This is a genomic window from Vallitalea okinawensis, assembly GCF_002964605.1.
Classification (GTDB): domain Bacteria; phylum Bacillota; class Clostridia; order Lachnospirales; family PQDH01; genus Vallitalea_A; species Vallitalea_A okinawensis.
On sequence record NZ_PQDH01000001.1, the window covers coordinates 244,221 to 268,753 of the forward strand.

The 24,533-nt window shown below is 33.8% G+C and carries 21 protein-coding genes; 5 read left to right on the forward strand and 16 right to left on the reverse strand.

The features are described 5' to 3' along the window. Window positions 1-39: 39 nt before the first annotated feature. The 3 genes from C1Y58_RS01355 to C1Y58_RS01365 all read right to left on the reverse strand — a co-directional run bounded on the left by C1Y58_RS01355 (window position 40) and on the right by C1Y58_RS01365 (window position 3,649). Window positions 40-1,809: a sensor histidine kinase gene (locus C1Y58_RS01355; protein WP_105614194.1), complete on the reverse strand. Its 1,770-nt coding sequence runs from the start codon at window positions 1,807-1,809 to the stop codon at window positions 40-42. Continuing rightward, the gene (locus C1Y58_RS01360; protein WP_105614195.1) at window positions 1,799-2,485 is read right to left on the reverse strand and encodes a response regulator transcription factor; all 687 of its coding nucleotides are present in this window, start codon (window positions 2,483-2,485) and stop codon (window positions 1,799-1,801) included. Before C1Y58_RS01360 ends, C1Y58_RS01355 begins: the two co-directional genes overlap by 11 nt. Before the next feature lie 84 nt (window positions 2,486-2,569). Further along, window positions 2,570-3,649: a hypothetical protein gene (locus C1Y58_RS01365; protein WP_105614196.1), complete on the reverse strand. Its 1,080-nt coding sequence runs from the start codon at window positions 3,647-3,649 to the stop codon at window positions 2,570-2,572. Between the two features lie 259 nt (window positions 3,650-3,908). On the opposite strand from C1Y58_RS01365, the gene C1Y58_RS01370 reads away from it, so the two are divergent. Continuing rightward, window positions 3,909-4,097 carry a hypothetical protein gene (locus tag C1Y58_RS01370; protein ID WP_105614197.1) on the forward strand — a complete coding sequence of 63 codons (189 nt, stop codon included), beginning with the start codon at window positions 3,909-3,911 and terminating at the stop codon, window positions 4,095-4,097. 34 nt (window positions 4,098-4,131) lie between these two features. Then, window positions 4,132-4,374: a thioredoxin family protein gene (locus C1Y58_RS01375; RefSeq protein ID WP_105614198.1), complete on the forward strand. Its 243-nt coding sequence runs from the start codon at window positions 4,132-4,134 to the stop codon at window positions 4,372-4,374. A gap of 102 nt (window positions 4,375-4,476) precedes the next feature. Here C1Y58_RS01375 and C1Y58_RS01380 read toward each other — a convergent pair whose 3' ends face one another. Continuing rightward, window positions 4,477-5,115 carry a PspA/IM30 family protein gene (locus C1Y58_RS01380; protein ID WP_105614199.1) on the reverse strand — a complete coding sequence of 213 codons (639 nt, stop codon included), beginning with the start codon at window positions 5,113-5,115 and terminating at the stop codon, window positions 4,477-4,479. 207 nt (window positions 5,116-5,322) lie between these two features. Here C1Y58_RS01380 and C1Y58_RS01385 point away from each other — a divergent pair, with 207 nt between their 5' ends. Then, window positions 5,323-5,859, forward strand: coding sequence for a GNAT family N-acetyltransferase (locus C1Y58_RS01385; RefSeq protein ID WP_105614200.1), 537 nt, complete (start codon window positions 5,323-5,325; stop codon window positions 5,857-5,859). A 72-nt stretch (window positions 5,860-5,931) separates the two neighbouring features. Here C1Y58_RS01385 and C1Y58_RS01390 read toward each other — a convergent pair whose 3' ends face one another. Together C1Y58_RS01390 and C1Y58_RS01395 are read right to left on the reverse strand one after the other, a co-directional pair. Then, window positions 5,932-7,926 carry an alpha-amylase family glycosyl hydrolase gene (locus C1Y58_RS01390; protein WP_105614201.1) on the reverse strand — a complete coding sequence of 665 codons (1,995 nt, stop codon included), beginning with the start codon at window positions 7,924-7,926 and terminating at the stop codon, window positions 5,932-5,934. Between the two features lie 209 nt (window positions 7,927-8,135). Further along, window positions 8,136-9,893, reverse strand: a complete 1,758-nt coding sequence (locus tag C1Y58_RS01395) for a glycoside hydrolase family 13 protein (protein WP_105614202.1) — start codon at window positions 9,891-9,893, stop codon at window positions 8,136-8,138. Window positions 9,894-10,083: 190 nt separating this feature from the next. Between C1Y58_RS01395 and C1Y58_RS01400 the strand changes: the two genes are divergently transcribed. Next, a complete protein-coding gene (locus C1Y58_RS01400; protein ID WP_105614203.1) occupies window positions 10,084-11,106 on the forward strand; it encodes a LacI family DNA-binding transcriptional regulator in 1,023 nt (340 codons plus the stop codon). A 23-nt stretch (window positions 11,107-11,129) separates the two neighbouring features. Here C1Y58_RS01400 and bcp read toward each other — a convergent pair whose 3' ends face one another. The 8 genes from bcp to C1Y58_RS01440 all read right to left on the reverse strand — a co-directional run bounded on the left by bcp (window position 11,130) and on the right by C1Y58_RS01440 (window position 20,218). Further along, window positions 11,130-11,591: a thioredoxin-dependent thiol peroxidase gene (bcp, locus tag C1Y58_RS01405; protein WP_105614204.1), complete on the reverse strand. Its 462-nt coding sequence runs from the start codon at window positions 11,589-11,591 to the stop codon at window positions 11,130-11,132. Window positions 11,592-12,116: 525 nt separating this feature from the next. Then, complete coding sequence (locus tag C1Y58_RS01410; protein ID WP_105614205.1) at window positions 12,117-12,410, reverse strand: SHOCT-like domain-containing protein; 294 nt, start codon at window positions 12,408-12,410, stop codon at window positions 12,117-12,119. Window positions 12,411-12,434: 24 nt separating this feature from the next. After that, complete coding sequence (locus tag C1Y58_RS01415) at window positions 12,435-12,953, reverse strand: flavin reductase family protein (RefSeq protein ID WP_105614206.1); 519 nt, start codon at window positions 12,951-12,953, stop codon at window positions 12,435-12,437. Between the two features lie 24 nt (window positions 12,954-12,977). Further along, entirely contained in the window at window positions 12,978-14,468 is a 1,491-nt protein-coding gene (thrC, locus tag C1Y58_RS01420; protein ID WP_105614207.1) for a threonine synthase, read from the reverse strand. A gap of 179 nt (window positions 14,469-14,647) precedes the next feature. Further along, window positions 14,648-15,520, reverse strand: coding sequence for a M15 family metallopeptidase (locus C1Y58_RS01425; protein WP_170311482.1), 873 nt, complete (start codon window positions 15,518-15,520; stop codon window positions 14,648-14,650). A gap of 237 nt (window positions 15,521-15,757) precedes the next feature. Further along, complete coding sequence (locus C1Y58_RS01430) at window positions 15,758-18,043, reverse strand: YcdB/YcdC domain-containing protein (protein WP_105614209.1); 2,286 nt, start codon at window positions 18,041-18,043, stop codon at window positions 15,758-15,760. A 153-nt stretch (window positions 18,044-18,196) separates the two neighbouring features. Further along, a complete protein-coding gene (locus tag C1Y58_RS01435; RefSeq protein ID WP_157949891.1) occupies window positions 18,197-19,003 on the reverse strand; it encodes a cell wall hydrolase in 807 nt (268 codons plus the stop codon). Window positions 19,004-19,522: 519 nt separating this feature from the next. Beyond that, entirely contained in the window at window positions 19,523-20,218 is a 696-nt protein-coding gene (locus C1Y58_RS01440; RefSeq protein ID WP_242985310.1) for a redox-sensing transcriptional repressor Rex, read from the reverse strand. A 376-nt stretch (window positions 20,219-20,594) separates the two neighbouring features. Between C1Y58_RS01440 and C1Y58_RS01445 the strand changes: the two genes are divergently transcribed. Beyond that, window positions 20,595-22,520, forward strand: coding sequence for an ABC-F family ATP-binding cassette domain-containing protein (locus C1Y58_RS01445; RefSeq protein ID WP_105614211.1), 1,926 nt, complete (start codon window positions 20,595-20,597; stop codon window positions 22,518-22,520). A 53-nt stretch (window positions 22,521-22,573) separates the two neighbouring features. On the opposite strand, the gene C1Y58_RS01450 is transcribed toward C1Y58_RS01445, so the two are convergent. Further along, window positions 22,574-23,275: a GntR family transcriptional regulator gene (locus tag C1Y58_RS01450; protein WP_105614212.1), complete on the reverse strand. Its 702-nt coding sequence runs from the start codon at window positions 23,273-23,275 to the stop codon at window positions 22,574-22,576. Window positions 23,276-23,360: 85 nt separating this feature from the next. Further along, window positions 23,361-24,506, reverse strand: a complete 1,146-nt coding sequence (locus tag C1Y58_RS01455; protein WP_105614213.1) for an isocitrate/isopropylmalate family dehydrogenase — start codon at window positions 24,504-24,506, stop codon at window positions 23,361-23,363. Window positions 24,507-24,533 lie beyond the last annotated feature (27 nt).

Consider the following 24,533-nt stretch of genomic DNA (forward strand, 5'->3'; position numbering starts at 1 on the left):
ATCAATTTTAACAGGTTTACAAGGTTTTAAATGGAATATCTACGAAGTTTTTAGCTGTATCCAGAACTCAACCCCATTTTTACGGTTTTTGACACCATAAGTAAAACTATGCGACTCAATTATACTTTTCACTATGGCCAATCCTATACCTGTTCCACCTAAAGCACGGTTTCGTGATTTCTCTGTCTTATAGAATCTATCCCAAATCTTTTCCATTTCTCTATCTTCTATCAACGGTCCTTCATTGGCAAAATAAAGCCTTTGATTGACTTCATCCATGTAAATCTCTATTTGGGTTCCCTCATTACCATGATCGATCACATTGGACAAGAGATTATTAATGACCTGTATCATTAATTTCTTATCCATTACTGCTTCGAAATTCTTCCCTCCATAATGAATGGACATGTTCTTTTCTTCTAATATAGGTTTATAATAGCTAACTACATCATCTAATAAGAGCTTGACGGGTAGTTTTTCTTTGATTAGTTCGACAGCTCCTGATTCAATTTTGGATAACTTCAACATATCCATTACAAGACTATTCATAAATCCGATTTCATCCAATATAACATCTAAATAGTAATTTGATTTTTCTTTCTTTATACCATCTTTAATTGCTTCAGCATAGGTCTTTATGATACCTAGAGGTGTTTTTAAATCATGAGAGACATTTGCTACAAATTCTTTACGTACTTCTTCTTGCTTAACTCTCAATTCAATGTCCTCTTTAAGCTGTACATTCGCATCAGTTAATTCCTCTAATGCACTTTTCAAATTTGTAGATAAGATATTTATACTCTCTGATAGCATGCCAATTTCATCATTTGATTGAATAGGTGATTTCTTATCAAAGTTCATATCCGCCATATCTTTTGCTATATTATTCAGTACAACAATTGGTCGTGTGAACATCTTAGAAAAAAAGTAGGCTATGACTAATGATAGGAGAATAGCAATGATAAAAAAGACTAAGTAATACTGATTGATAATACCCTTAGCCTCATCAACAGGTTGTAATGTAGCATCTAAATAAAACTGTATCGGCATTCCATCTTTTTCTACAGTTGTTACTATACTTACATATTTTATGCTCGAATACGGATCTTCATAGATTGTAAAATCATCCGTATTATAGATAACTTCATTTGCATTTTTCTCTTCAAAGAAAAAATAATCGCTATCAACAACACTTCCTTTTACGGTTACTAAATCTTCCATTTCATTGTGTATGGTATCTTCACCGTTAAGGTTACCATCAGTAAGCAACTCTTCTTCTGATTTGAGTTCCTCATTACTGTATATTAATTCATCTTTAAAACTAATACCGTTCAGGATAATTTCAACAGGGTAGTAATAAGATTGGGTGTAAAAATCTCCCTCGTAATAAAAACCTATTACTTCAATTTCATCTCCTTTTTCAGGTAGTCGCCCATACATTACCTCATCTTGAAAATAGGGGTCTATGATTACATCATATGATGAACCATTCCCATCTTCAATAGTTACCACATAATCATTTGTAAAATCACTACTGGTAGAGAAATAGCTACTGTCCATCACAGCTAAGCTGGCATTATTTTGAATGGAGAACTTCTCCAATTCCCAATACAGTTTCTCTTCGGTCCATTGGTTATTTAGAAACTCTTCTATGAAATCATCTAAGTTGTCTTCTAACTGATTAATCTTAGTCGTTGTATAATAATCAGATAATAAATAGTTTTGAAAGAGGCCCAAAATGACTAATAACCCAATAATGAAAATAAGACTGATGGAGAATAACTTAAAAGTAATGCTATTACGCTTCATCCATTATCACCTCAAACTTATAACCAACTCGTATAACAGTATGTATATGTTTAGCCTGATCTTCTAATTTTTTGCGAAGCTTTTTGATATGGGTATCTACAACTCTTGTATCTCCAAAAAAGTCATAGCCCCATACTTGGTCCAATAACTTTTCTCGCGTCAGAACATATCCTTCATTTTCAATAAGATAAAGGAGGATATCGAACTCCTTTGGTGCCAGATCTAGTAACTGATTGTTAACTTTCACAGAATAAGCCCCTTTATTAATTTCTATTTTGTCTTTGATGACAAGATCAGAAATAGGTGTTACGGTAGATATGCGTTTTAATAATTGTCTTGCCCTAGCTACAAGTACCTTTGGACTGAATGGTTTCACCACATATTCATCTGCTCCTAAATCAAACCCCAGTAATTGATCGTCATCCTCTCCCCTAGCAGTAATGATGATTATGAGCACATCTGATTTCTCACGTATTTTTCTGCATACAGAATAACCATCTAACATGGGCATCATGATATCAAGAATAATTAAATCCACATTATGTTCTTCATATTGTTGAAGTGCATCAATACCATTCTCTGCTTCGATTACATTATATCCTTCAATTTCAAAATAGTCCTTAAGAATATCTCTCATTAGCTTTTCATCTTCAACTATTAAAACTGTCTTTTTCACTGTTTATCCTCCTGGCACCAAAAGTAAGGAATGGTTATCCACTCCTTACTTATTTTATCTGCATTAAATTATAGTTTTTCCTTATTACTTATTGTCTTCCATATCTTCATAGTCGTAATCTTCGTAGTCAAAATCGTCATAGTCAAAATCATAAATATCCATTGACCATAATTGCTCCCAAACTTCCCAAGCTTCATCATACTTCTCTTTTTCTTCTAATTGCATAGCTTGATTAAATAGTTCTTCTGCTTTCTTTAAATCATCTTTTGAAAGATCATCTTTAAGCTCCATTTTGAAATCTTCAAAAGTATAAGGCTCCATTTCAAATTCAATCTCAATTATATATTCTTTTTCAAATAATTCGTCCCATACTTTTGTTGCTTCATCCCAATCATTATCTTCCTCAAGTTTCATGGCTTTTTCAAATAAAGATTTTGCTTCAGAAATTTGTGCTTTGGTAGCATCTTCTTTTAAATAATCACTTTTAAAATCTTCAAATGTATACTCTTCATAAAAATCCATAAAGTCTTCGTCTTCAAAGTCTTCATCATCAAAATAGAAGTAATCATCATATGTTTCATCTATTTTATTATAGATAGCATTCAATTGTTTTTCAAGGTCCATTATTTCTGAATCAAGATCTGCTAATTCTTTTTGATTAGCTTCTGATAATTTATTTACATCATAAGCATCTGAATAAGCAAAGCTTTCTTTTAATACGTCTAATTCCTCAAGTTGGACCCATGCATCCCATACTTTTTCCCAATCTTCTTCACTGTTATTTTCTTCAAATTGAATATTCTTATAGAGTTCTTTTGCTTTGCTGATTTCATCTGCTGTTACAGATTCCTTAATCATCACCTTTTTGAAGTTATCAAAATTAGCATAAAAATCAATTTCGTCTAAATCTTTAACGATTTCGTCAGCTTTTGCATAAAGCGGTTCAAGCTTCACATATAGTCTATCAATTTCTGATTCTAGTTGCTTTAATTCAGCTTCTTGCTCCGCAGTAAGATTACCGAACCCGCCAAAGTAACATTCATCACCTGTACACTCAATGCTATTATCAAGCTTGTCTGTAGTTGTTACTTCACCAGCTAAAACTGTAGTCGACATTGTTAAAATAAGTGTTCCACCAACAATCAATTTTCTTAAATTTTTCATGTAATTTCCTCCATTCCTTAATGTGATTCAAGTATATCAAGCTGATGTGTCTTCTATATGTCCTTTCAATGACTTCTATAAGAATATACAACCCATAAATCAAATTTATATTATATAATAATTATTATGATTTAGTATTGATTTTTATTTTCATTTATAGTATACTGTAGTTGTCAAAAGGAAATACTTAGAAGATTAGAACCGATTCAAGTCTTATAGTTAATTTATATAATATCTACAGTTGATAGGAGGATTACTTATGCGACGTTCTAAAAAAAGCAAGCCTATTAAATCAGTATCTTATAATAAGTTGGTTGATTCCCATAATCGACGAAGTGAATACGATATTGTAAAAGACATAGAAAGCCTCAATAAATTTGGTGTTTATCAAATACCTGTCATGAGCTTTAATCAAGAAATCAATAAAAGAACCATTCGTTATTTATAGTCGACTCAAACGAATAATTAAAGGAGGTTATTTTATGGATATCAAAGTTTTAGGATCTACTCAGAATACCAAAAGTACTTTATTAACTAATAATTTAGAAGCTGCTATTCATCAGTTAGATATTAACCTTACATATGAATCCATTAAAGATCTTGCAGCAATGAATCAATATGGAGTTTTTGAAATCCCAGCACTTGTTATCAATGATGAGATAAAGACTAAAGGTAGAATTCCTTCTGTAGAAGAAGTAAAGGAGCTGATACTTGCACTCCCATAGAATATACAGAAATGAATTCTATTAAGGATAATGTTATACTCTCATAATAAATAATAAGAAGAGGATGACATGGAGTCATCCTCTTCTTTATTACATAACCATTTATAGCTTTTCTAATTCATCATCAATACTAGATAAATCAAGCTTTGCAAGTTCTTCATCTATGCTTTCTTCTCTTAGTTCACCAAGCCCTATAGCATAATTTTCCTTTTTAGATATTTTTCTTTCAATGGCATCTATAGTAAGTTCATCTTCATTGCTTCCTAAATCCACCAATATGCTATTCACTTGCTCAGAAGCTTCTGCATTTTGCATTCTAGCTACAGCCTCATCACGGTATTGTCTCAATTTACCAAGTTCATTTTCCATTTGCTTTAATCTTGTTTTCAATTCTTCTGCTTGTACTTCTGCTTGTTCAGCTTGCTCTTTTAAAAGATTATACTGTCGCTCAGCTTCCATTTTCTTTACAAGTGCTTTCCTTGCAAGATCCATAGTTCCTTTTTCTTTTGCAATTTTGGCTTTACCTAAATAATCTTCCATTTCTTTGTGAGCCTTGTCTCTCTTGGCTTTTATTTCACTTGTGTTACCTAGAACTTGAGCAGATGCTACTTTTGCTCTATGCAATCTTTCTTCTGTTTCTTTTATTTTTAAGTCCAACATCTCAATAGGATTTTCAAGGTCATCCAAAACATTATTAGCTTTGGCTTTTGCTAAATTTGATAATCTCTTAAAGATACCCATGTACTCACTCCTTTATTGATACAAAAATAACTTCGACAAATAATAGAATACTTTTCCAATATATTTATTATTGCATAATTTACCATAGATTTCAATTATTATTTTAATTTCTATTCATAAGAAATATTCCCTACTTCACTCATTTTATATTGCATATACTTATGTCTTGTGTTAAACTATTCAAAATATTTATAGAGGGTGATTTAGATGCGTTTACAAGGGAATTTAGTTCGTTTAAGAGATTATAGAGAAGGTGATTTGGAACTGGTACATCAATACATCAATGATGCAGAGGTAACGGTTAATCTAAGACCAGGTATCTTGTACCCCCTTACACCAAATGATGAAAAGAAATTTATTGAAAGTCAAAGTGGCATGAGTTCAGGTAAATATAGCTTTGCTATCGAAACATTAGACGGTGAATATATCGGTGGTTGTGGTGTTAATGAAATTGACTGGAAAAATAGTTATACAGTAGTTGGTATTTTTATAGGAAATAAAGATTATCATAATTCAGGTTATGGTACAGATGCTATGAACATATTGATCGACTTTATCTTTAATGAAATGAACTTGAATAAAATTAAGTTAAAGGTCTATTCCTTCAATAAAAGAGCTATTCGATGTTATGAAAAATGCGGTTTTAAACAAGAAGGTGTATTACGCCAAGAAATCTTTAGAAATGGTAGTTATCACGACCAAATTGTTATGGGATTGTTGCGTTCTGAGTACAAAAGCATGTAACCTGGTTCTATGTATTAATTATAGAGAAAGTGTGTAGCTCAATAGCTACACACTTTCTCTATGAACGATTGATCACCACTCCATGGTAATAGCCCCTGTTCCAGATGTAGGTACAGTATATGTTCGATTGTTACCACTCTGCCATTCGACATTACCACTACCATCTTTTTTGATAGCTTTATATTCTATCTCTTGACCAGCTGGCAAATTAATCGTTAGGGTCCAAGTTGGGTAATCAGGGCAGCTAGCAGGACCAATTGCTGTACTTGTGTCCCAGTTACTTAGTTCATCGCAGTTACCAGTAATGTAAACATTCTGTCCAAAGAAGGTATAGGCATTATTGATTGTAAATGTAACAGGTATGTTTCCCTGTCCACCACCTTCATGGGGTACATAGATTTTAGATCGATTAGCTCCAACTGAAACTGTTATTTGCTTACCAGTTACGCCTCCAGAGGTTACTGTTATAATATCTGAAGAATCAAGTGCATTAACGAATTGTGCCCCTACTTCAACAGTACTTTCTGTTCTTATCGAAATAGTTTCAGTTTGTGAGTTAGTAGCATTGCTGAAAACTGCAACAACTTCTTGCCCCTCATTTGCACCACTTTCCACTCTACGAGAAAAAGCATAAAGGTTACTTGATGCCCACATTTCTCTTTGTTTTCCAGTCCTTAATGCCTCATATTCATTTCTTAGATTATTTAAACTAGTAATTAATTGATAAGTATCTGTATTCGTATTAAAGTCATCACCTGTTATGTTACCATTGGAATCCTTTGTAAACATACTCCATCGATTCCATGTATCAGCAATACCATTGATGTATGTATTGTTAATATTACCCCTATTCTGTTCAGTACCTTGGAAAATAACTGGTACACCTCTGGCTGCGTAGATAAATGTAATAGCATTTTGAAGCTTATCTACATTGCCCCCGGCTTCTGTTAAGAAGCGATTTTTGTCATGATTATCAATGAAAGTTACCATATTATTCTCTTGCCCGTTGTAATAAGAATCTTGAGAGAAGGTATTCTTTAAAGATAATGCTTCATAGGAAGTATCATCAAATGATTGCCCATATGCAAATCCATTGACAATCGATTGATAGAGTGGAAAATCTAACATTCCCCATTCAGCGTTGTCACCGACCCATCTAGCTACAAAATTAACATGCATGTCGAAGCATTCGCCATATGTATTAACCCCTAAATAATCTTCTAAAGCTCCCACATCACTTGGGTGCATGCATTTAGCCGCATCAACCCTGGCCCCATCTGCTCCAGTATAATCAAAGAAAGACTTTATGGAATTAAATACAGCATTCTTAGCTTCAGTGTTATCAAAATCAATATCATCTAATCCACCCAAATCATGATCCTCTAACATTTGGATGTTAGCATCTGTATGAGGGTGTTCATTACTCCAGTCAATATCACCATTATGATGATACCATGAAGAGTTATTATAAGGTGCTGCTGGTTCTTGTCCTTGATCATAATAATCCTTAGAACCTTCAAGATAATCTCCCACATGATTAGGCACCACATCAATAATCACTTTAATACCATTAGCATGAGCAGTATCAACAAGCTCTTTTAACTTATCCAATGAAGCTTGATAATCACCTTTCACACCGAAATATTGATTTGCTTTGTTTGGATCATACATGTTGTATCCATGATAAGCACTTGGATAACCTCCAATATTCCATAATTGAGGTTCTGTTACTGGTGATATCCATATGGCAGTATAACCCATATCCTTAATATAGTCCATCTTGTCGATGATACCTTGCCAATCTCCCCCATGCATATACCTAAAGTCATCTTCAGAGTTCTCACTGTATCGCATTGTACCTGGATCTCCATTATTGCTTAAATCACCATCGTAGAATCGATCAACCATAATCTGATAGATACTGTCATTAGCTGTTATTGTGCCTATTGATTGTCCTGATGCTGTAGCTGCTGATACGACTTGATTGTTATGGGTATAACCAAAAATGATTGAACTGATCATCAATAATCCGCATAACAAACTGACTACTTTTCTTGATTTTTTCATTTGAACCTCTCCTTTTTCAAATAGTAATCTTCTCATTTCTAACTACAGGATATCAACAGTCTTATGTATTTATGCGGGGCATGATATCACATAGTCCCAATGAGATTTTATATAGTAACCTGCTTCTTTAAAGCATTTTATAATACTTTCTACTAAAAAGAAACCGGTTTACTAACCCTGCAAACTTATACTTATAAAAGTTATGCTTCCTACGATTCTTCTATATCAAAAATCATAACGTCCTTTGCATGTAAATGACAAATTAATTGCTCTTCCGTAACTTCATAAGCTGACTCTCCATAAACTTGTTCTAGTCTGTTCCAGTTATGAACTGTAAATTGACAGGACTGTTCCTTTAAAGCTCCATTCATAATAACCAATACTTTATGGTTCTCTATATTTCTGCTAAAAGCATAAATACCACTATCATCATCCACAAACTCCGTCGCTAAGTCTCCTCTTCTCAAAGGAGCTAAAGAATGTCTCAGCTTTATGAGTCGTTTATAAGATGTCAAGATATCATGTTCTTCTTGTTGATGTGACCATTCCATTTTTCTTCGATACTCTGGCTCCTCCAGTCCAGTAAACCCTAATTCATCACCATAAAATATACTAGGTACCCCTAAGTAGGTTAATTGGAATGCTGCGGCCATTTTAAATTTATTACTATCCTCTTGACAACTGTGCATAAATCTTTTCACATCATGGCAATCGAGAAAATTCATCATGCATTGCTGGATCGTTCTTTTATATCGCATGCGTAAATGTGCCATCTTTTCATCGAATTGAGATACACTCAAGTTTTCCTTTGCAAAAAACTCTTCACAATTGTACATGAAGGGATAATTCATAACTGAATCAAATTGGTCACCACCTAAGAAACTATATGCATCTTCCCATATTTCTCCAACAATAAAGATATCTTTATTTAATTTCTTCATGGCTTTTCGAAATGCTCTCCAAAAATCATGATCGATTTCGTTGGCTACATCTAATCGCCATCCATCAATATTAAATTCTTTAATCCAGTACTCTCCTACCTTGATAAAATAATCAATTAAATCCTCATTAGCAGTATTGGTCCTAGGCATACTTTCAACATAGGCAAAGGCTTCATAATTAGGAGGATGATTAACTTCAACAGGATAATGATGAACCATATACCAGTCTTTATAGATGGAGTCTTCACCTTTCTCTAACAAATCATGAAAAGCAAAAAAGTCAGTAGATGTATGATTAAAAACACCATCTAGTATGATTCTTATATCTCTATGATGACATGCTTCAACAAGCTCCTTAAAGTCTTCTTTTGTGCCAAGTAAGGGGTCAATTTCATAGTAATCAATAATATCATATTTATGATAGGAGTTGGAATGAAAGATGGGCGTCATATAGATACAATTGATTCCTAACTCTTGTATGTAATCCAAGTTCTGCTGAATTCCTTTGAGTGTACCTCCTAAGTGGCTTCTTGATTTAAATCCGTTTGCTGATATGTATTGATCACTTTGACTTGATAAGTAAGCTTTATCTGTTGCAAAACTATCAGGAAAGATCTGATACATGACGGCATCTCTAATCCAGTCAGGTGTCTCTACGACATCCTTCTCACGAAAATAAGCATATTGATAGTACAAGGTACGAGGTTTATTAGCTTCGCTGTAAAAATTATCATTAAAATAATACAGTTGTTCCTTACCATCATCTAATAAGAAATAATAAAAAATTCGGTTCCATCCAGGCTCAAATTCGACTTCATAATAATCGAATAGTGCATCTGTGGCTTTCTTCTTCATTTCTAAAGATTGTATTTTAGGTTGTTGGCAAATATCACATCGATCCCCATAATGAAGTATACATCTTTTAATATCATTCTTTTTCACTCGGAGACGTATAACTAGTGTTTCTAAATCAATTAAGAAAGCATAGCTAGAATCCATTTGATGATAAACTGCTTCTCTTACCATTGTGTCATTCTCCTTATCTACATCGGCTTAGTAAACCGGTTTCCTTAATTTCATCATATCAAACTCAAATTTATTTGTCAATATTGAAAATAAAATCTTTTTATAGTACAATAATGACATGAAAATGCTTAATGAGATCTGAACTAGGAAAGCAGTTTCCTTTCAATGAAATATAACTGGATGTGATTTAATGAAAATAACAATTAATGATATTGCAAAAGCAGCTAATGTATCTAAATCAACGGTTTCAAAAGTTATTAATGATTCTCCAACCATCTCTGATGAAACGAAAAAAAGAGTGCATAATATTATGAAGGAAATGAATTATATCCCCAATCCTTATGCGACTCAATTAGCAAAGCAAAACAGTAAAACAGTTGGTCTCTTTGTTAATGCCTCTCATCAGAACCATTTTCAAGATCCTTTTTTCTATAGTATTATTGGAGGCGTAGAGAGTACTCTAATGCCCGATAATTATGAAATCAATGTTGCTAATATCAATTCTATTAAAGATGCAGATGATTTCTTTAGAAAATATGTCTATAACCGTAAATATTGTGGTTTAATTCTGCCAATTGATAGTTTAAATGATACTTTTATAACAAAATTAAAAGCTTCCAGTGTTCCTTTTATTATCATTGGTGCCTCTGAAGAACTTAAGGATTCACCTAGTGTTGACATTAATAACAAGGCCGCTGGGGAAACAGTAACATTGCATCTACTGGATCAAGGTAATCGTCATATTGCTTATTTAGGTCGATCATCACAAACAAATCCTCTATCTCGCTCAAGAATTGAAGGCTATAAAACAGCATTTACCAAGTATAATCTTTCTCTAGATGATAGACTAATCAGTGAGAAGGCTATTGATGATCAATGGGCTCATAAAGAAGTGATAAGAATCTATCAAGAGAATCCCCTCTTGGATTCAGTTGTTTGTGAAGACAATTATTTAGCTTATGGCGCTTTGAAAGCCCTTAAGGAAATGAAATTAAGAGTACCTCAAGATATTGCTGTGGTCACCTTTAATAATTATCCCTTAGCCCCTTATTTAACGCCTCCTATGACTTGTGTTCATATGGATACCTTTGAATTAGGCCGTCAAGTCGGACAATCACTTTTGGAGAAAATAAAAAAGCCTGATATAGATATACAAACTCATTTAATCAGGCCTCAACTTATTATTCGTGAATCAAGTATTCGATCAAAGTAATAGAATCTACATCTTACTTTCTTTTAAAGTGAGGTGTAGACATCTTCTGCATGGTCTTTAACTTTTACTTTATTGTATACTTTTTCAATGTAACCTTCTTCATCAATGATGAAGGTTGTCCGTACTATTCCCATGTACTCTCGTCCATACATTTTCTTCAGTTGCATCACACCATATAAATTACATACCTCTTTCTCCACATCACTGAGCAGTACAAAAGGTAACTCATATTTACTCATAAAGTTACTATGTGATTTTTGACTATCCTTACTGATACCAATGATCACTGCATTCTTTTCAGTAAAAGCTTCCTGTCTATCCCTAAAATCACAAGCTTCTTGTGTACAACCTTTTGTATTATCTTTAGGGTAAAAATAAAGAACAACCTTCTTCCCCCTCAAATCAGATAACTTTACTTCATTCCCTTCCGCATCAGGAAGAGCAAAATCAGGTGCTAAAGTACCAACCTCTAATTCCTTAGCCATTATATCACTCCTTAAGTATATCTACTATTATATAATAATTATTATTAATTATAGTATTGTCTGACCTTTTTGTCAAGTCAGATACTCATTGTCTGTTATTCAATATCTATAGCGCAGAACCCTAATCACAATAAAAAGGTACTTTCAAATCTATTTTATTTTGCTTACAGTCCTTTGAAATTTATAGCCTTTATACGTACAGTCTTTATACCTTATAGTTCTTTATACCCTATAGTCTTTATGCCTTATAGTCTTTATGCCATGCAGTTATGTATAACTTAATCAATTCCTAACAGAAAGCATAGAAGAGGTCCTATGGAGCAGCGAACCATGGACGGTGAGCCCGGCTATCTAAGACATGGACGTCTTCCTAGCCGGCGCAATAGGACCCCTTCTATGCTTGACCCAATTACTATTGCTATTACTTTTCCATAACCATATCATCAATTTAAAGTTTACACAAAAAAAGACATATGATAAGCTAGGTCCCCCAACTCATACACATGCCTTATATAACTCATTTCATTATTTAAACCAATTATTAATCTCTTTAGACAAATCCTCCAAGATATCTGACGTTTTCTTTCCTGCTTCCTCAACGGCCTTTTTAATCTTAGGACTATATTCTTTACTTAACTCCTCAAACCTATCATTTAAGTCATCAGCCATCTCCTCAAGATTCTTACCGACTTCTTTTAGTTTATCATGCATATTGACCTTCCTATTCTTCTCTAGTTCATCTAATAATCTTTCAGCTTCAGACAAACTAATCCGTCCTTCTGCTAACATGTTTAGGATACTTCGTTTAGAATCATCCACAATTATTCCTCCAATTGATTTCTTTTAGCTAGGCTCTTCATGCTTTATATAGGTGCCTACGATCTCTCCGTAATAAATAACATGATAATTATCTTCCGGATAGCAATCACCTTTAATTGCATTTTGTAAATTCTCTGGGTCCATAGGCTGTTTAAACACAACTTTACATTCGTAATGCAGGTCACATTCATCGATCATAGGTGAGTTAACATCTTTTCCTTCAATAGCAGTCAAAGAAAGTTCTTCAAACTTGTTCACATCTCTACCAGACTTCGAACCACAGTATCCAAGTTCTTTCTTTAATTGGCCCTTCAAAGGAAAACTAATTGTAAATTCGTCTGCTTTTTCTACAAGTTGATAAGTATGTCGTGAATACCTCACTAAAGCAGTGAAAATAGGTTTCCCCCATATAAATCCTAAGTTACCCCAGCCAATTGTCATGGTATTCAACTCATCGCCAACTTTCACATTCATGAATGCACCCTTTGGCAACTGTTGCAATGCTTCCATAGCATGGGTATTGTAATCCACTTTTTCTAACATATCAATTTCCTCCTTTTATCAACTCTACAACTCTATGTTAAGTATGCTTGCAACAACGTTTTGCATATTTTCCGTTTCACAATCACGCTGATGACGAGACTCTTCTTCTAAGATTTCCTTAATAGCATTTGGAACTGGAACACCAGAGGTTGCTTTTAATTCATCTATTAATGCTAGGTCATCTATTTCATTATACTTTGGATCTATGGCTTTCATGACAGACTTCGTAAATTTATAAGGACTTGCAGTTGAAGCTAATAGAACTTTCCTTTCATCTGCCGTTTCCTCTCTAAACTTCTTATAAACACAGTAACCTACTGCTGTGTGTGGATCAATAACATAACCTCTTTCATCATAAACCTCTTTAATTGCAGCATAAGTTTCTTCTTCTGTTGCATAATTACCATAGAAACAACTAAACTCATTCATATTCTTTATAGCATATTCACCATGCTTATTCAATTGTGACATTAGTTCCTCTGTTTGTGCCCCACTAAACTCAGTCATTTCATAAAGGAGTCTTTCTAAATTGCTTGATATCAGAATGTCCATGGAAGGTGAAATTGTCAATTTAAAATCACGCTTTCTGTTATAAATCCCCGTTCTAAAAAAGTCATAAAGAACTTTATTATCATTAGATGCACAAATCAAACGATTCACTGGTAATCCCATCTTCTTTGCATAGTAGGCTGCCAATATGTTCCCAAAATTCCCTGTCGGAACAACTATGTTAATGGCTTCTCCTGCTTTAATCTCTTCTTGTTTAAGCATTTGCGCATAACCATAAAAGTAATAAACTACTTGCGGTAATAAACGCCCTATGTTAATAGAATTAGCTGACGAAAAACGGAAACCATTTTCACCTAACGTCTTCCTAAATTCAATATTAGTAAAAATATCTTTTACACCAGATTGTGCGTCATCAAAATTACCATCTATACTTACAACGTAGGTATTATCACCTTTTTGTGTAACCATTTGTTTCTCTTGTATTGGACTTACACCATCTTTTGGATAAAAGACGATTATACGAGTCCCTTCAACGTCTGCAAAGCCTGCTAAAGCTGCTTTACCAGTATCTCCAGATGTGGCTGTTAGAATAACCACCTCTTGATCAATGCCTTGTTTTTTCATGGAAGTTGTCATAAGATGAGGTAAAATTGATAATGCCATATCTTTAAAGGCTATTGTAGAGCCATGGAAAAGCTCAAGGTAAGTCACGTCACCCTTTTTAACAACTGGTACAATGCACTGGGTATCAAACTTATCATCATAAGCTTTACGAATACAGTTTTTTAACTCATTCTCAGTAAAATCTGATAAATAATCTTTCATAACTTGATAGGCTATCTCTTGGTAAGACATGTTAACCATATCATTGATGTCCATATCAATGGCTGGTATTCGATCTGGCACATACAAACCACCATCTTTGGCAATTCCTCGTAAAATAGCATAGGAAGCCTCTATTTGCGTCTCAGCACCTCTCGTGCTCATATAACGTATTCTCTCCATCTTTATCCCTCTTCTCTCATGTGTATCTTCAATTAGTCCCTCAACCATATTTACCTTAAGATAAGTAAGTTGCAGGTCGATACGTACTTTATAATACGCTTACTTTTTGATAATTAACTAATTAAAGTAGTATATTAAAATTGTATACATTAAATAATTCTAATTATTTTTTATTCGAATTACTGAATTGCTTCTAAAGGTTTCTCAAAATGCTGATAATCTAGAGGATCTTCCCAATCACCGCCCCATATCCAGCCTCTCTCTATAAAAGCTTGATAGAGGATATCGTCTTTTTGGATCATACCCTTTTCATCTACTTGACGATCTTTATAGACTGCCCCTTCTATAGGATAAATATGATTACCGCTAACATAAGGATTAACTAAAGGATTAATATCAATAGCTAAACCATAGCTATGTTTAGAAAGAAAACTTGAATTGGTAATGCTTCTATAGCAAAAGGATGATGTATTATTGTCTCGCATAGATGCATTATCATCTGCATCATATTCATCAATCAACTTCATTCGCTCAATAGGGTATCGGTTTTCATATAATATTTGAAATATTTCTAAAATGTCATCTGCTACAGCATTATGTACAATCATTTCGCCATGGTGAGGTTGATCATCATAACCCCAGTAACTTAACTGTAAGTATGCTAAGTCTTCCTTGGAAACAGGTGCCTCTTCTTTCCAAGATACCCCTACAATGCGAGAGGCGACTTCTTCACCAATGGGTTCCTTTGTAAAGGTTACATCAAAGTCTTTTTCCTCTTCTTTATCCATATTTTTTTCTGCTTCGTTAGTCTCTTGTTCAGCTACATCTAGAATCTCATCAGCCTCATCTTTAATTGGTTCATTTTCATCAAATTCAGTACTTTCCAAATCTAATAAGCTTGTCACATCGTTATAATGGCTATTTGGCAACTCTTGCTGTCGTATATCATAAGGTTGAAATGTTTCTACTGTAGATGTTTGACTTGCTAAATTTAAGAGACCTAAAATAAGAACATAGGTGTATATTAGGAATTTTATAAACATTAAGATCATTTTATCACCTGTCAATTCTATACTGTTAAACCTAATGAAATCCATTATAACTAATGGTATGAACAAAGTTAACTTATTATACTATATTTGACGAACCTAATCAATAAGCGTGTCCCAAGGACATTCGGCTCTATATTGTATTCCATATAAATACATATGTATATAACCAAAAGACACACTCAGCATCTTAAAGTCAAAAAGACTATTTCCGTGGAAATAGTCTTCTGTAAACTGTATTTATTGTACCAACTCTGGTTTTGTTAAGATTTTATAAACAGCCATAGCTGCTTCAGCATAAGTTAATTCTTCTTTGGGATTGAAAGCACCGTCTGCTCCTTCTAGAATACCAAAACCTTCACAAAGAGCTACAGAGCCTAGCATCTCCTTACTAATGTCAACTGCATCTATAAAACTGGATTTGTAAATACCTTCCAAATCTGCAACTTTCCCAAAACCTAACATTCTAATCATATACATAGCCATTTCTTCACGCGTAAGATGACGATTGCCTTCCCAACTGATCGCTTCATTATCAATAATGTTATCATATACAGCTAAACGTAATGTATCATAGTATGCATCTTCTTCTGATACGTTAGTGAATAACAGTGCTGGTGCATCATCAAGACGATAGTACTTATACCCAGATGCTTGAACCAGCATATCAATAAATTCATTGACCGTAATCGGATCATCAACCTCAATGCTATCAAGATCAATAATCTCTTTTTCATCCATCATTTTTAGCTCATTAGCTGCCCAATGATCTGTAAGTGCATTAGCGGAATTCAATTCATAAACATTTCTACCTTGATAATTTAATAATTCACCATTGATAGCATCAACACTTCTTACCCAGGAATCATTAACTTCTGTCTTCAGGTAATAGTAAAGGATAGCTTCTTTGGTTTCAGATTCTTCATCACTATTTATGCCATAACGGAGCTCAATGTCTACAATCTCAATAAGCTTTGCTTTTGCTTCTTCAGCTGTTAATACTGGCTCTAATTCAGGTATTTCAATATCTACCCATTCATAATCAATGTTATAAATTGTACCAGAATATGCACCGATTTCTACACTCATTCCTCCATGATGCTCTAGTTCCTCCATTTGATTCATAGTAAAAACATACATAAGATTATCATAATCTTTATCGTTATACCCCCATGACACACCGCCGCACTCAATCACAGATCCCATTTGACTAAATTCGTCTGGGTATATCATTGCTATTATTTTAGCTGCCTTTGAATAAAGTTCCTCTGGTTGTATGCGCTCTTGCCCCTCATCTGCTTTATCCATTTCACTTTCCTCATTATAACGATAAAAGCGTTTAAGTTTTCCGTTTGGCTCAAGTTCCATATTAGCACCATAGTGATAATATCTACTTTCTGCTTCTGAACTACATCTAATATCCCATGTTTTATTCCCCTCATAATCTGTTCTATATTCCAGATCTTCTATATAAAATCCTTTTCCTAATAGCGTATCTATATAATGTTGACCAATTTTATCAGCTTGTTCATGGGTTAATTTTTCATCTACCAGCTCTATTGGAAGTAAGTTAGCTAGTTCAAGATATTCAACTTTTTCATCTTCACTCAATGTAAATTCTTTATTGATGTGTGTATCATCATCGACGACCTCAACATTTATCGTATCTGATTCACTTGATAAATCTGCAGCTTTTATGGCATGCTTTTCTGTGTTCATGTTATAGACTAATTTGAGACTTTCTACTTCATAGTTATCGTCCATAATAGGTGTATAACCTAACTCCATAGACATAGCATCCAAAAATACAGCTTTTGCTTCCTCTTTAGATTGAATCACTTCTGGATCCTCAAAGGTAACATCGTCATTCCAGGTGATCCTATAGCCGGCAACTTCTCCAGATTGACCATCTACTTCTACAGCAATTCCATCGGTTGTTGAAATACCATTCACTTTACGCTGAAAATGCATACTGTATATAGCATCATAAGATTGGGTAAAAACATCACCCACTTCTAGCATATCGATCTTATCGGGGTGCATTTTGGTCACAAAATTAATTGCAAGAGCTTTAGCTTCATCACCAGTCAGACTAGGTAGTTTTTCCAAGTCGTTTTCGTGATTATATATATGACTATCATAGCTCATAATTTCACCCGTTGAGGCATTGATTAGAACATTTATATTAAAGTATTCATCTTTTCTATCAAAATCCCAAGATACTTCCCACCACACTATATCTTCATCCTCGTAGTACCAGTATACTTGGTCCTCTAATGCTATACTACACTCTTCATTAGTCACTACATAATTGGTATATGTATGAACAAAACCCATCGCTAATTGGATAGCATCATCCATTTTTATTGTGTAACTAGAGTCATCAATTGCTGTCTGATTTTCATTCTGAGTAATAACTACCTTGTTGCTAACTACAGTTGAGCTTGCTGCATTCAATGATAACAACGGAGTCATCAAAAGCACTGTCGTTAGGAAACAGCTTGTTATTTTTCTAAAATATTTCATAGTGTCCTCCTTTTAAGGCATATGCCTATAATCAAAACTTCATCAATTATACCATAATTATCCATAACCGTAAACCGAGTCTGTTATTTTGAAATATAGATGTAAAAAAAAGCAACTCGAGTTACGAGTTGCTTACTTTGTATAGTCATGCTTTTAATACGAATAGAAGGTATGAACGCCATGTTTATACACTTCTGTTAAGTTGTTATCAAACCATGCTACCGCAGAGGTAGATGCTAATCCTTTTGCAACAAAGAACAATGCTCCATTTGAGTAGTCTTCACCAGCTAATGCACGATTAACGGCTTCTACAGTAGAAGAAGTTATTGGTACAGTGTAGTAACGTCCATCATCAAGTGGTGAAAATTGACCAGGTTGGTGAACAACTTCAAAAACAGTACCAGGAAAACGGCTGATACGAACACGATTTAAAACCACGTTTGCTACAAGTATTTTCCCGATTATATCTTCGTCTGTCGCCTCAGCTTCAACTATACGGAGAAGTGATTCATAATCATCATCTGTTAAGTCAAAATTAACAAATGAATACTCCGCATCCGTCTGATTGATAGGCTCTAAATTGGATGACGTAGATAGATTTCTACTATCTACTGGAGCAACGGAAGCTGTCATTAATGGTGAATTATCCGTTGCAAAATCATCTTCTAATTGGTAATAGGTCTCTTCTATTTCATTGTAAGTTAATTCTAAATCATTTATATTTTCTAAAACTGCTGTGTTATTCATCTCATCTTCCATTACAGCATAATAAGCATACTCCATAGCATTTTGCTCATAGTAACTGTAAAGCACAATAGAAAATAATCCAACTAATACCAAGCCAATTAGTCCTGCAATAAGAAGTGGTTTCTTTGATCTCTTCATCTTATAGCAGTTTTTGTCTGAGTCGAATGTATACTTTTTGATATCAGAGATACATTCGCTCTGCTTTGCTTTCATTGAGATTACTCCTTTCTCATAACCAACTGTAATATTTTTGTGTAAGAAAGTAATTTGATACGTTCCTTTCACAAATGATTTCCTACATATGCTTAATCGAGACATAAGTCTCTTTTTTTACATCTGTAGGATATGTCTTTTCAGTTAAGTGATTATATATAAATTTTTACCACATGTCAACGGGTTTTATTCATTTTTATTAAATTTTTTTGAAATTTCATAAAAAAGATTTAAAATATTATTAACAATTATATAAAAATTGTTAATAGTTTAGAACACTTCCCATGGTATAACTTACATATTTTATTTAACTTAACTATTTTATCACTTAGCTTTTATGCAATATTTACAAAATCTAACTCTAAAATGGCTGTGATTTAGCTTACATCAAGGTTTCTACGATTTTAAAACAGGACTAATTTATATATATTATAACATTTTTCAGTATAATGTACAAATTTTACCAGTTGACATTCCTAAAAAAGCTGACTCAAATATATACATGAGTCAGCTTTTCTCTTATTCTTCTTCTTTATTAGCTTTATTTTCTTTCAAATTATAGGACAATGTCATTAAACTATCCAGTAAATGTACATTCTCTACTGTAACATGTTCAGGTAAATTTAAATCGATAGGAGCAAAATTCCATATTGCTTCGATCCCCCAATCAACAAGATCATTTGCAACAGATATAGCCTTTGTCCTAGGTAATGTTAAAATTGCGATATCAATGTCATTTTCTCGGACAAACTGCTCCATTTCATCAATATCTTTAATTTCAATCTCCCTAATACTCATACCCACTAGTCTAGGATTAACATCGAAGAGTCCTTTTACAGTAAATCCTCGTTTATCAAACTTTGCATAATTAGCTAATGCTTGACCCAAATTACCAGCACCAACTATAATGACACTATAATTTTTATCTAAACCAAGAATTTTACCTATTTCTTCATATAGAAACTCTACATTATATCCGTACCCTTGTTGACCAAAACCACCAAAATTATTAAGATCTTGTCGAATTTGTGATGCTGTTATACCCATTCTTTCACTCAATTCTCTTGAAGAAATACGTACAACGTCTTTTGATAAGAGATCGCCAAGATAACGATAATATCTGGGTAATCGTCGAATGACAGCGATTGATATCTTCTTATCAGAATCCATACCTTCATCTCCTTCTAAGGCACCATCAAAAATTAAATAAGTCATCTATAACGACTATTTAATTTTCTACCACATACCTAACTAAGAAATTGCCTACGCCCTAAGCAAATTCTTATTCTAATTAAATTTATTATAGCATTACTGTGTAAATTTTTCAAATGAAGCCTTTTAATCATATAGAAATTTTGATATGATTAAAAAGGTAAAATGAGAATGCTATATTGTATAATGTATACAATATATGACACTGTTATTGGATTATGCTAATAATATTCGATGATAAATTAGTAATCAGACGTATTTTTTCCAATATTTATTATTTTATTTACTGCAGTACATATTAAATCATTGTACTAAATATATAATTTCTCACAACATTTTTTGTGTAATACGTATATACCAATGAACTTAGGAGGTTATCATGATACTCTCATGTAAAAATATAAAAAAATCCTTTGGAATTGATGAAATTTTAACAAATGTAACTTTCCATTTAAACCAATATGATAAGGTCGCTTTGGTAGGCATTAATGGCGCTGGAAAAACGACCCTTTTTCGCATTATTACTAAAGAACTCACTGCCGATGAAGGTCGTATAACCCTCTATCAAAATGCTTCATTAGGTTACCTTTCCCAAGAACAAGACTTAGTATCGGCACATTCCATCTATGAGGAATGTGAGACTGTTTTTGAAGACGTCATTAAGACTGAGACTCAATTACGTGAAATAGAGTCGAGAATGAATGAACTCAATGGCGAAGCTTTAGAACAGTTAATGCTAACGTATTCTGAATTACAACACCAATTTGAAAGCATGAATGGCTATGGTTACAAGAGTCAGATCACTGGTGTACTAAAAGGTTTGGGGTTTACTGTCGAAGAGCTAGGTAAAGCCATCAACACATTATCAGGCGGACAAAAATCTCGTGTTTGTTTAGCTAAGCTACTCCTACGGCAACCAGAAGTTTTACTACTGGATGAGCCAACCAATCATCTGGATATTGAGGCCGTAACCTGGCTTGAAGAGTATTTAAGAAATTATAAAGGTACTTTATTAATTATCTCCCATGATCGTTATTTCTTGGACAAGATTGTTAGTAAGGTTATTGAAATAGAAAACAAGAAGTCTGAAGTCTATTCAGGTAATTATAGTTTCTATGCTAAACAGAAGGCAATCAATCGTGATATACAATATAAACATTATTTAGAGCAACAACGGGATATCAAACAGCAGGAGGCAGTAATTGCTAAATTACGTTCTTTTAGCCGTGAGAAGTCTATCAAACGAGCTAAGAGTCGTGAAAAGGCTTTAGATAAGGTTGAGCTTTTGGAAAAGCCTACACATATCAATGATGAAATGCGTTTAGTTTTTCAGCCGAAGAAAGTTAGTGGTAATGATGTCTTGTTTGCTGAGAATTTGTCAAAAAGCTATGATCATCAACTTTTCGATAATGTAGATTTAGATATTAAGCGTGGAGATAAGATTGCTCTAATCGGTGCAAATGGTATTGGAAAGACAACTTTATTTAAGATTATCATGAAGCATGTGCCTGTGGATACTGGCCAAATAACATACGGGAGTCGTGTTCAAATAGGCTATTATGATCAAGAACACGATAGTTTATCTGAAGATAAAACCATCTTTGAAGAATTATCGGACACTTATCCAAAAATGACGAACGGTGAAATCCGTAATACGCTGGCAGCATTTCTTTTCACTGGTGAAGATGTTTTCAAATCCATCCTCTCTTTGAGCGGTGGAGAAAAGGGTCGTGTTAGTCTCTCTAAAATCATGCTATCAGAAGCTAATTTCCTTCTGATGGATGAACCTACGAACCATCTCGACATTACCTCCCGTGAAGTATTAGAAAATGCGTTAAGTCAATATGAAGGAACATTATTTTTCATCTCCCATGACCGTTATTTTATCAATAAAGTAGCTACAAAAGTTTTTGAACTAACTCCAGAAAAGCTTATCGCTTATCTTGGAAACTATAATGATTATGTTGAAAAGAAGGAGCAATTACAAAAGCTGAAAGAAAAAGAGGTTAGTTTAGAATCCATTTCAGAAACAAGTGATTCTAAGCAGGATTGGTTAAAACGAAAAGAGTACCAAGCACAAACCCGTAAGCTGCAGAATTTGTTAGAAAGCTGTGAAAAAGATATACATGCCCTTGAAGAGGCTATAACATCCATAGACGAGGCTCTATGTCTTGAAGAAAATTATACAGACCCAGATAAAGCTGGCGAACTCCATTCTAATAAGATCCAACAGGAGTCTCTGTTAGAAGAGAAATACTTGAAGTGGGAAGAAATTCAGGAAAAGATATCAGAATTAGATAATTAGAAAAGTTCAAGGCAAAAGACCTTGAACTTTTTTGTTTTAACTCCAAAGTGATATTATTCACTTTTTTGATGCTCGGTAGTTATTTGTTCTAATTTGTTATTCGTTACGTTTTTTGCAGTATTCTTTACGTGCTTATTCATGAGTTTTTCAGCATTTTTCATATCATGATTCTTAATAGCTGTCAATATATCTTTATGCTCTGATAAAGAGACTTCTGCCCTTCCAGAGCTTTCTAATGATGCTTTTCTTACTCTTTGTGCATAATTATGAAAATCAGATAAAACATGCTTCAAAATTCGACTACCCGAAATGTCATAAATCTGCTTATGGAATTTGTTATCCAATTCATGTAACTGCTCAAAATTTCCTCGTTTATAGAAAAACTCAAATAAATCAAGAACTTCTTCAAGCTCTTTTATCTGCTGATCAGTAGCATTTTTTGCTGCCCATTTAGCAGATAATCCTTCAACTAAAGATCGAATCGCATAAATATCTTGTATGTCTTTAGGTGTAATACCCGTCACAAAAGCTCCCTTATTAGGTATAATAGTAACTAGTTCTTCAAGTTCAAGCTGCCTCAATGCTTCTCTCACTGGTGTCCTACTTACCCCTAACTCTTTAGAAACTTGCATTTCTTTAATGGGTTCATCTGTCGAATATCTACCTTTTAAAATGTCATCTCGGATCTTGCTATAAACGCGACCCCTCAATGAATACTTATCCGATACTTCTTTGCCTACATCAAATGTGTTCACAAGGAATGCCTCCCCTATTACTTCAATAAGAACAATATAATATTACCAAAAAAAAGAACTATTGAAAAGGGATATTGATAATTTTTTAAAGTTTTTCTATAGTTTCCATTATATAATCGGCAAAGGCTTCACTGGTAGCACCTGTATCTCTACCTGTCATCACTAGCCTTTTTTCTGTTTGCGTACATATTTCTAACGCTCTGAAAAGTTTATCTGCTTCATTCCCTTTTCCAATATGGTTGAGGAGCATCGCTCCTGCACGAATAATACTACATGGATCAGCATAAATATCCCTGCCTTCAGCAACCATTCTTGGCGCAGAGCCATGAATAGCTTCAAACATAGCATAACGCTTACCAATATTAGCGCTTCCAGCAGTTCCTACTCCGCCTTGGAATTCTGCTGCTTCATCCGTCAAAATATCGCCATAAAGATTTGGTAAAACAAAAACTTGGAAATCTCGCCTTCTTTTTTCGTCAACTAATTTCGCCGTCATAATATCGATATACCAATCATCCATCTCTACATCTGGATAGTCCTTCGCAACATCCTTACATATATCAAGGAATTTACCGTCTGTTGTTTTGACAACATTAGCCTTCGTAACGACTGTTACCTTCTTCTTCCCATTCTTACTAGCAAAATCAAAGGCAGAACGAGCAATTCTTTCGGTCCCCTGACTCGTAATCACTTTAAAATCAATGGCAATATCATCATCTACATGTACACCTTGACTGCCAAGTACGTAAGCACCTTCTGTGTTTTCTCTGAAAAATGTCCAATCGATCCCTTGATCAGGTACTTTAACAGGACGTACATTCGCAAAAAGATCTAACTCTTTTCGCATAGCTACATTGGCTGATTCAATATTTGGCCATGGATCTCCTTTTCTAGGAGTCGTTGTTGGACCTTTTAAGATAACATGACATTTCTTTAATTCATCAACCACATCATCTGGTAAAGCCTTATTTACTTTCGCTCTGTTTTCAATGGTACATCCTTCGATAACCTTGAAAGTTACCTTCCCACTATCAACCTCACCCTTTAAAAGATATTCCAAAACCCTTTGAGCTTGCTTTGTAATAGCTGGACCAATACCATCTCCTCCAACAACACCGATTATTAATTGATCTAACTCATCATATTGAATAAAATCTTGTTGCTGTTTCATCATCTCTACTCGCTTTTTTTGCTCATCTAATATTTGCTGAAATTTCTCTAGTACGTCCATTTTATACCTCCATTGTCTACTATTCTT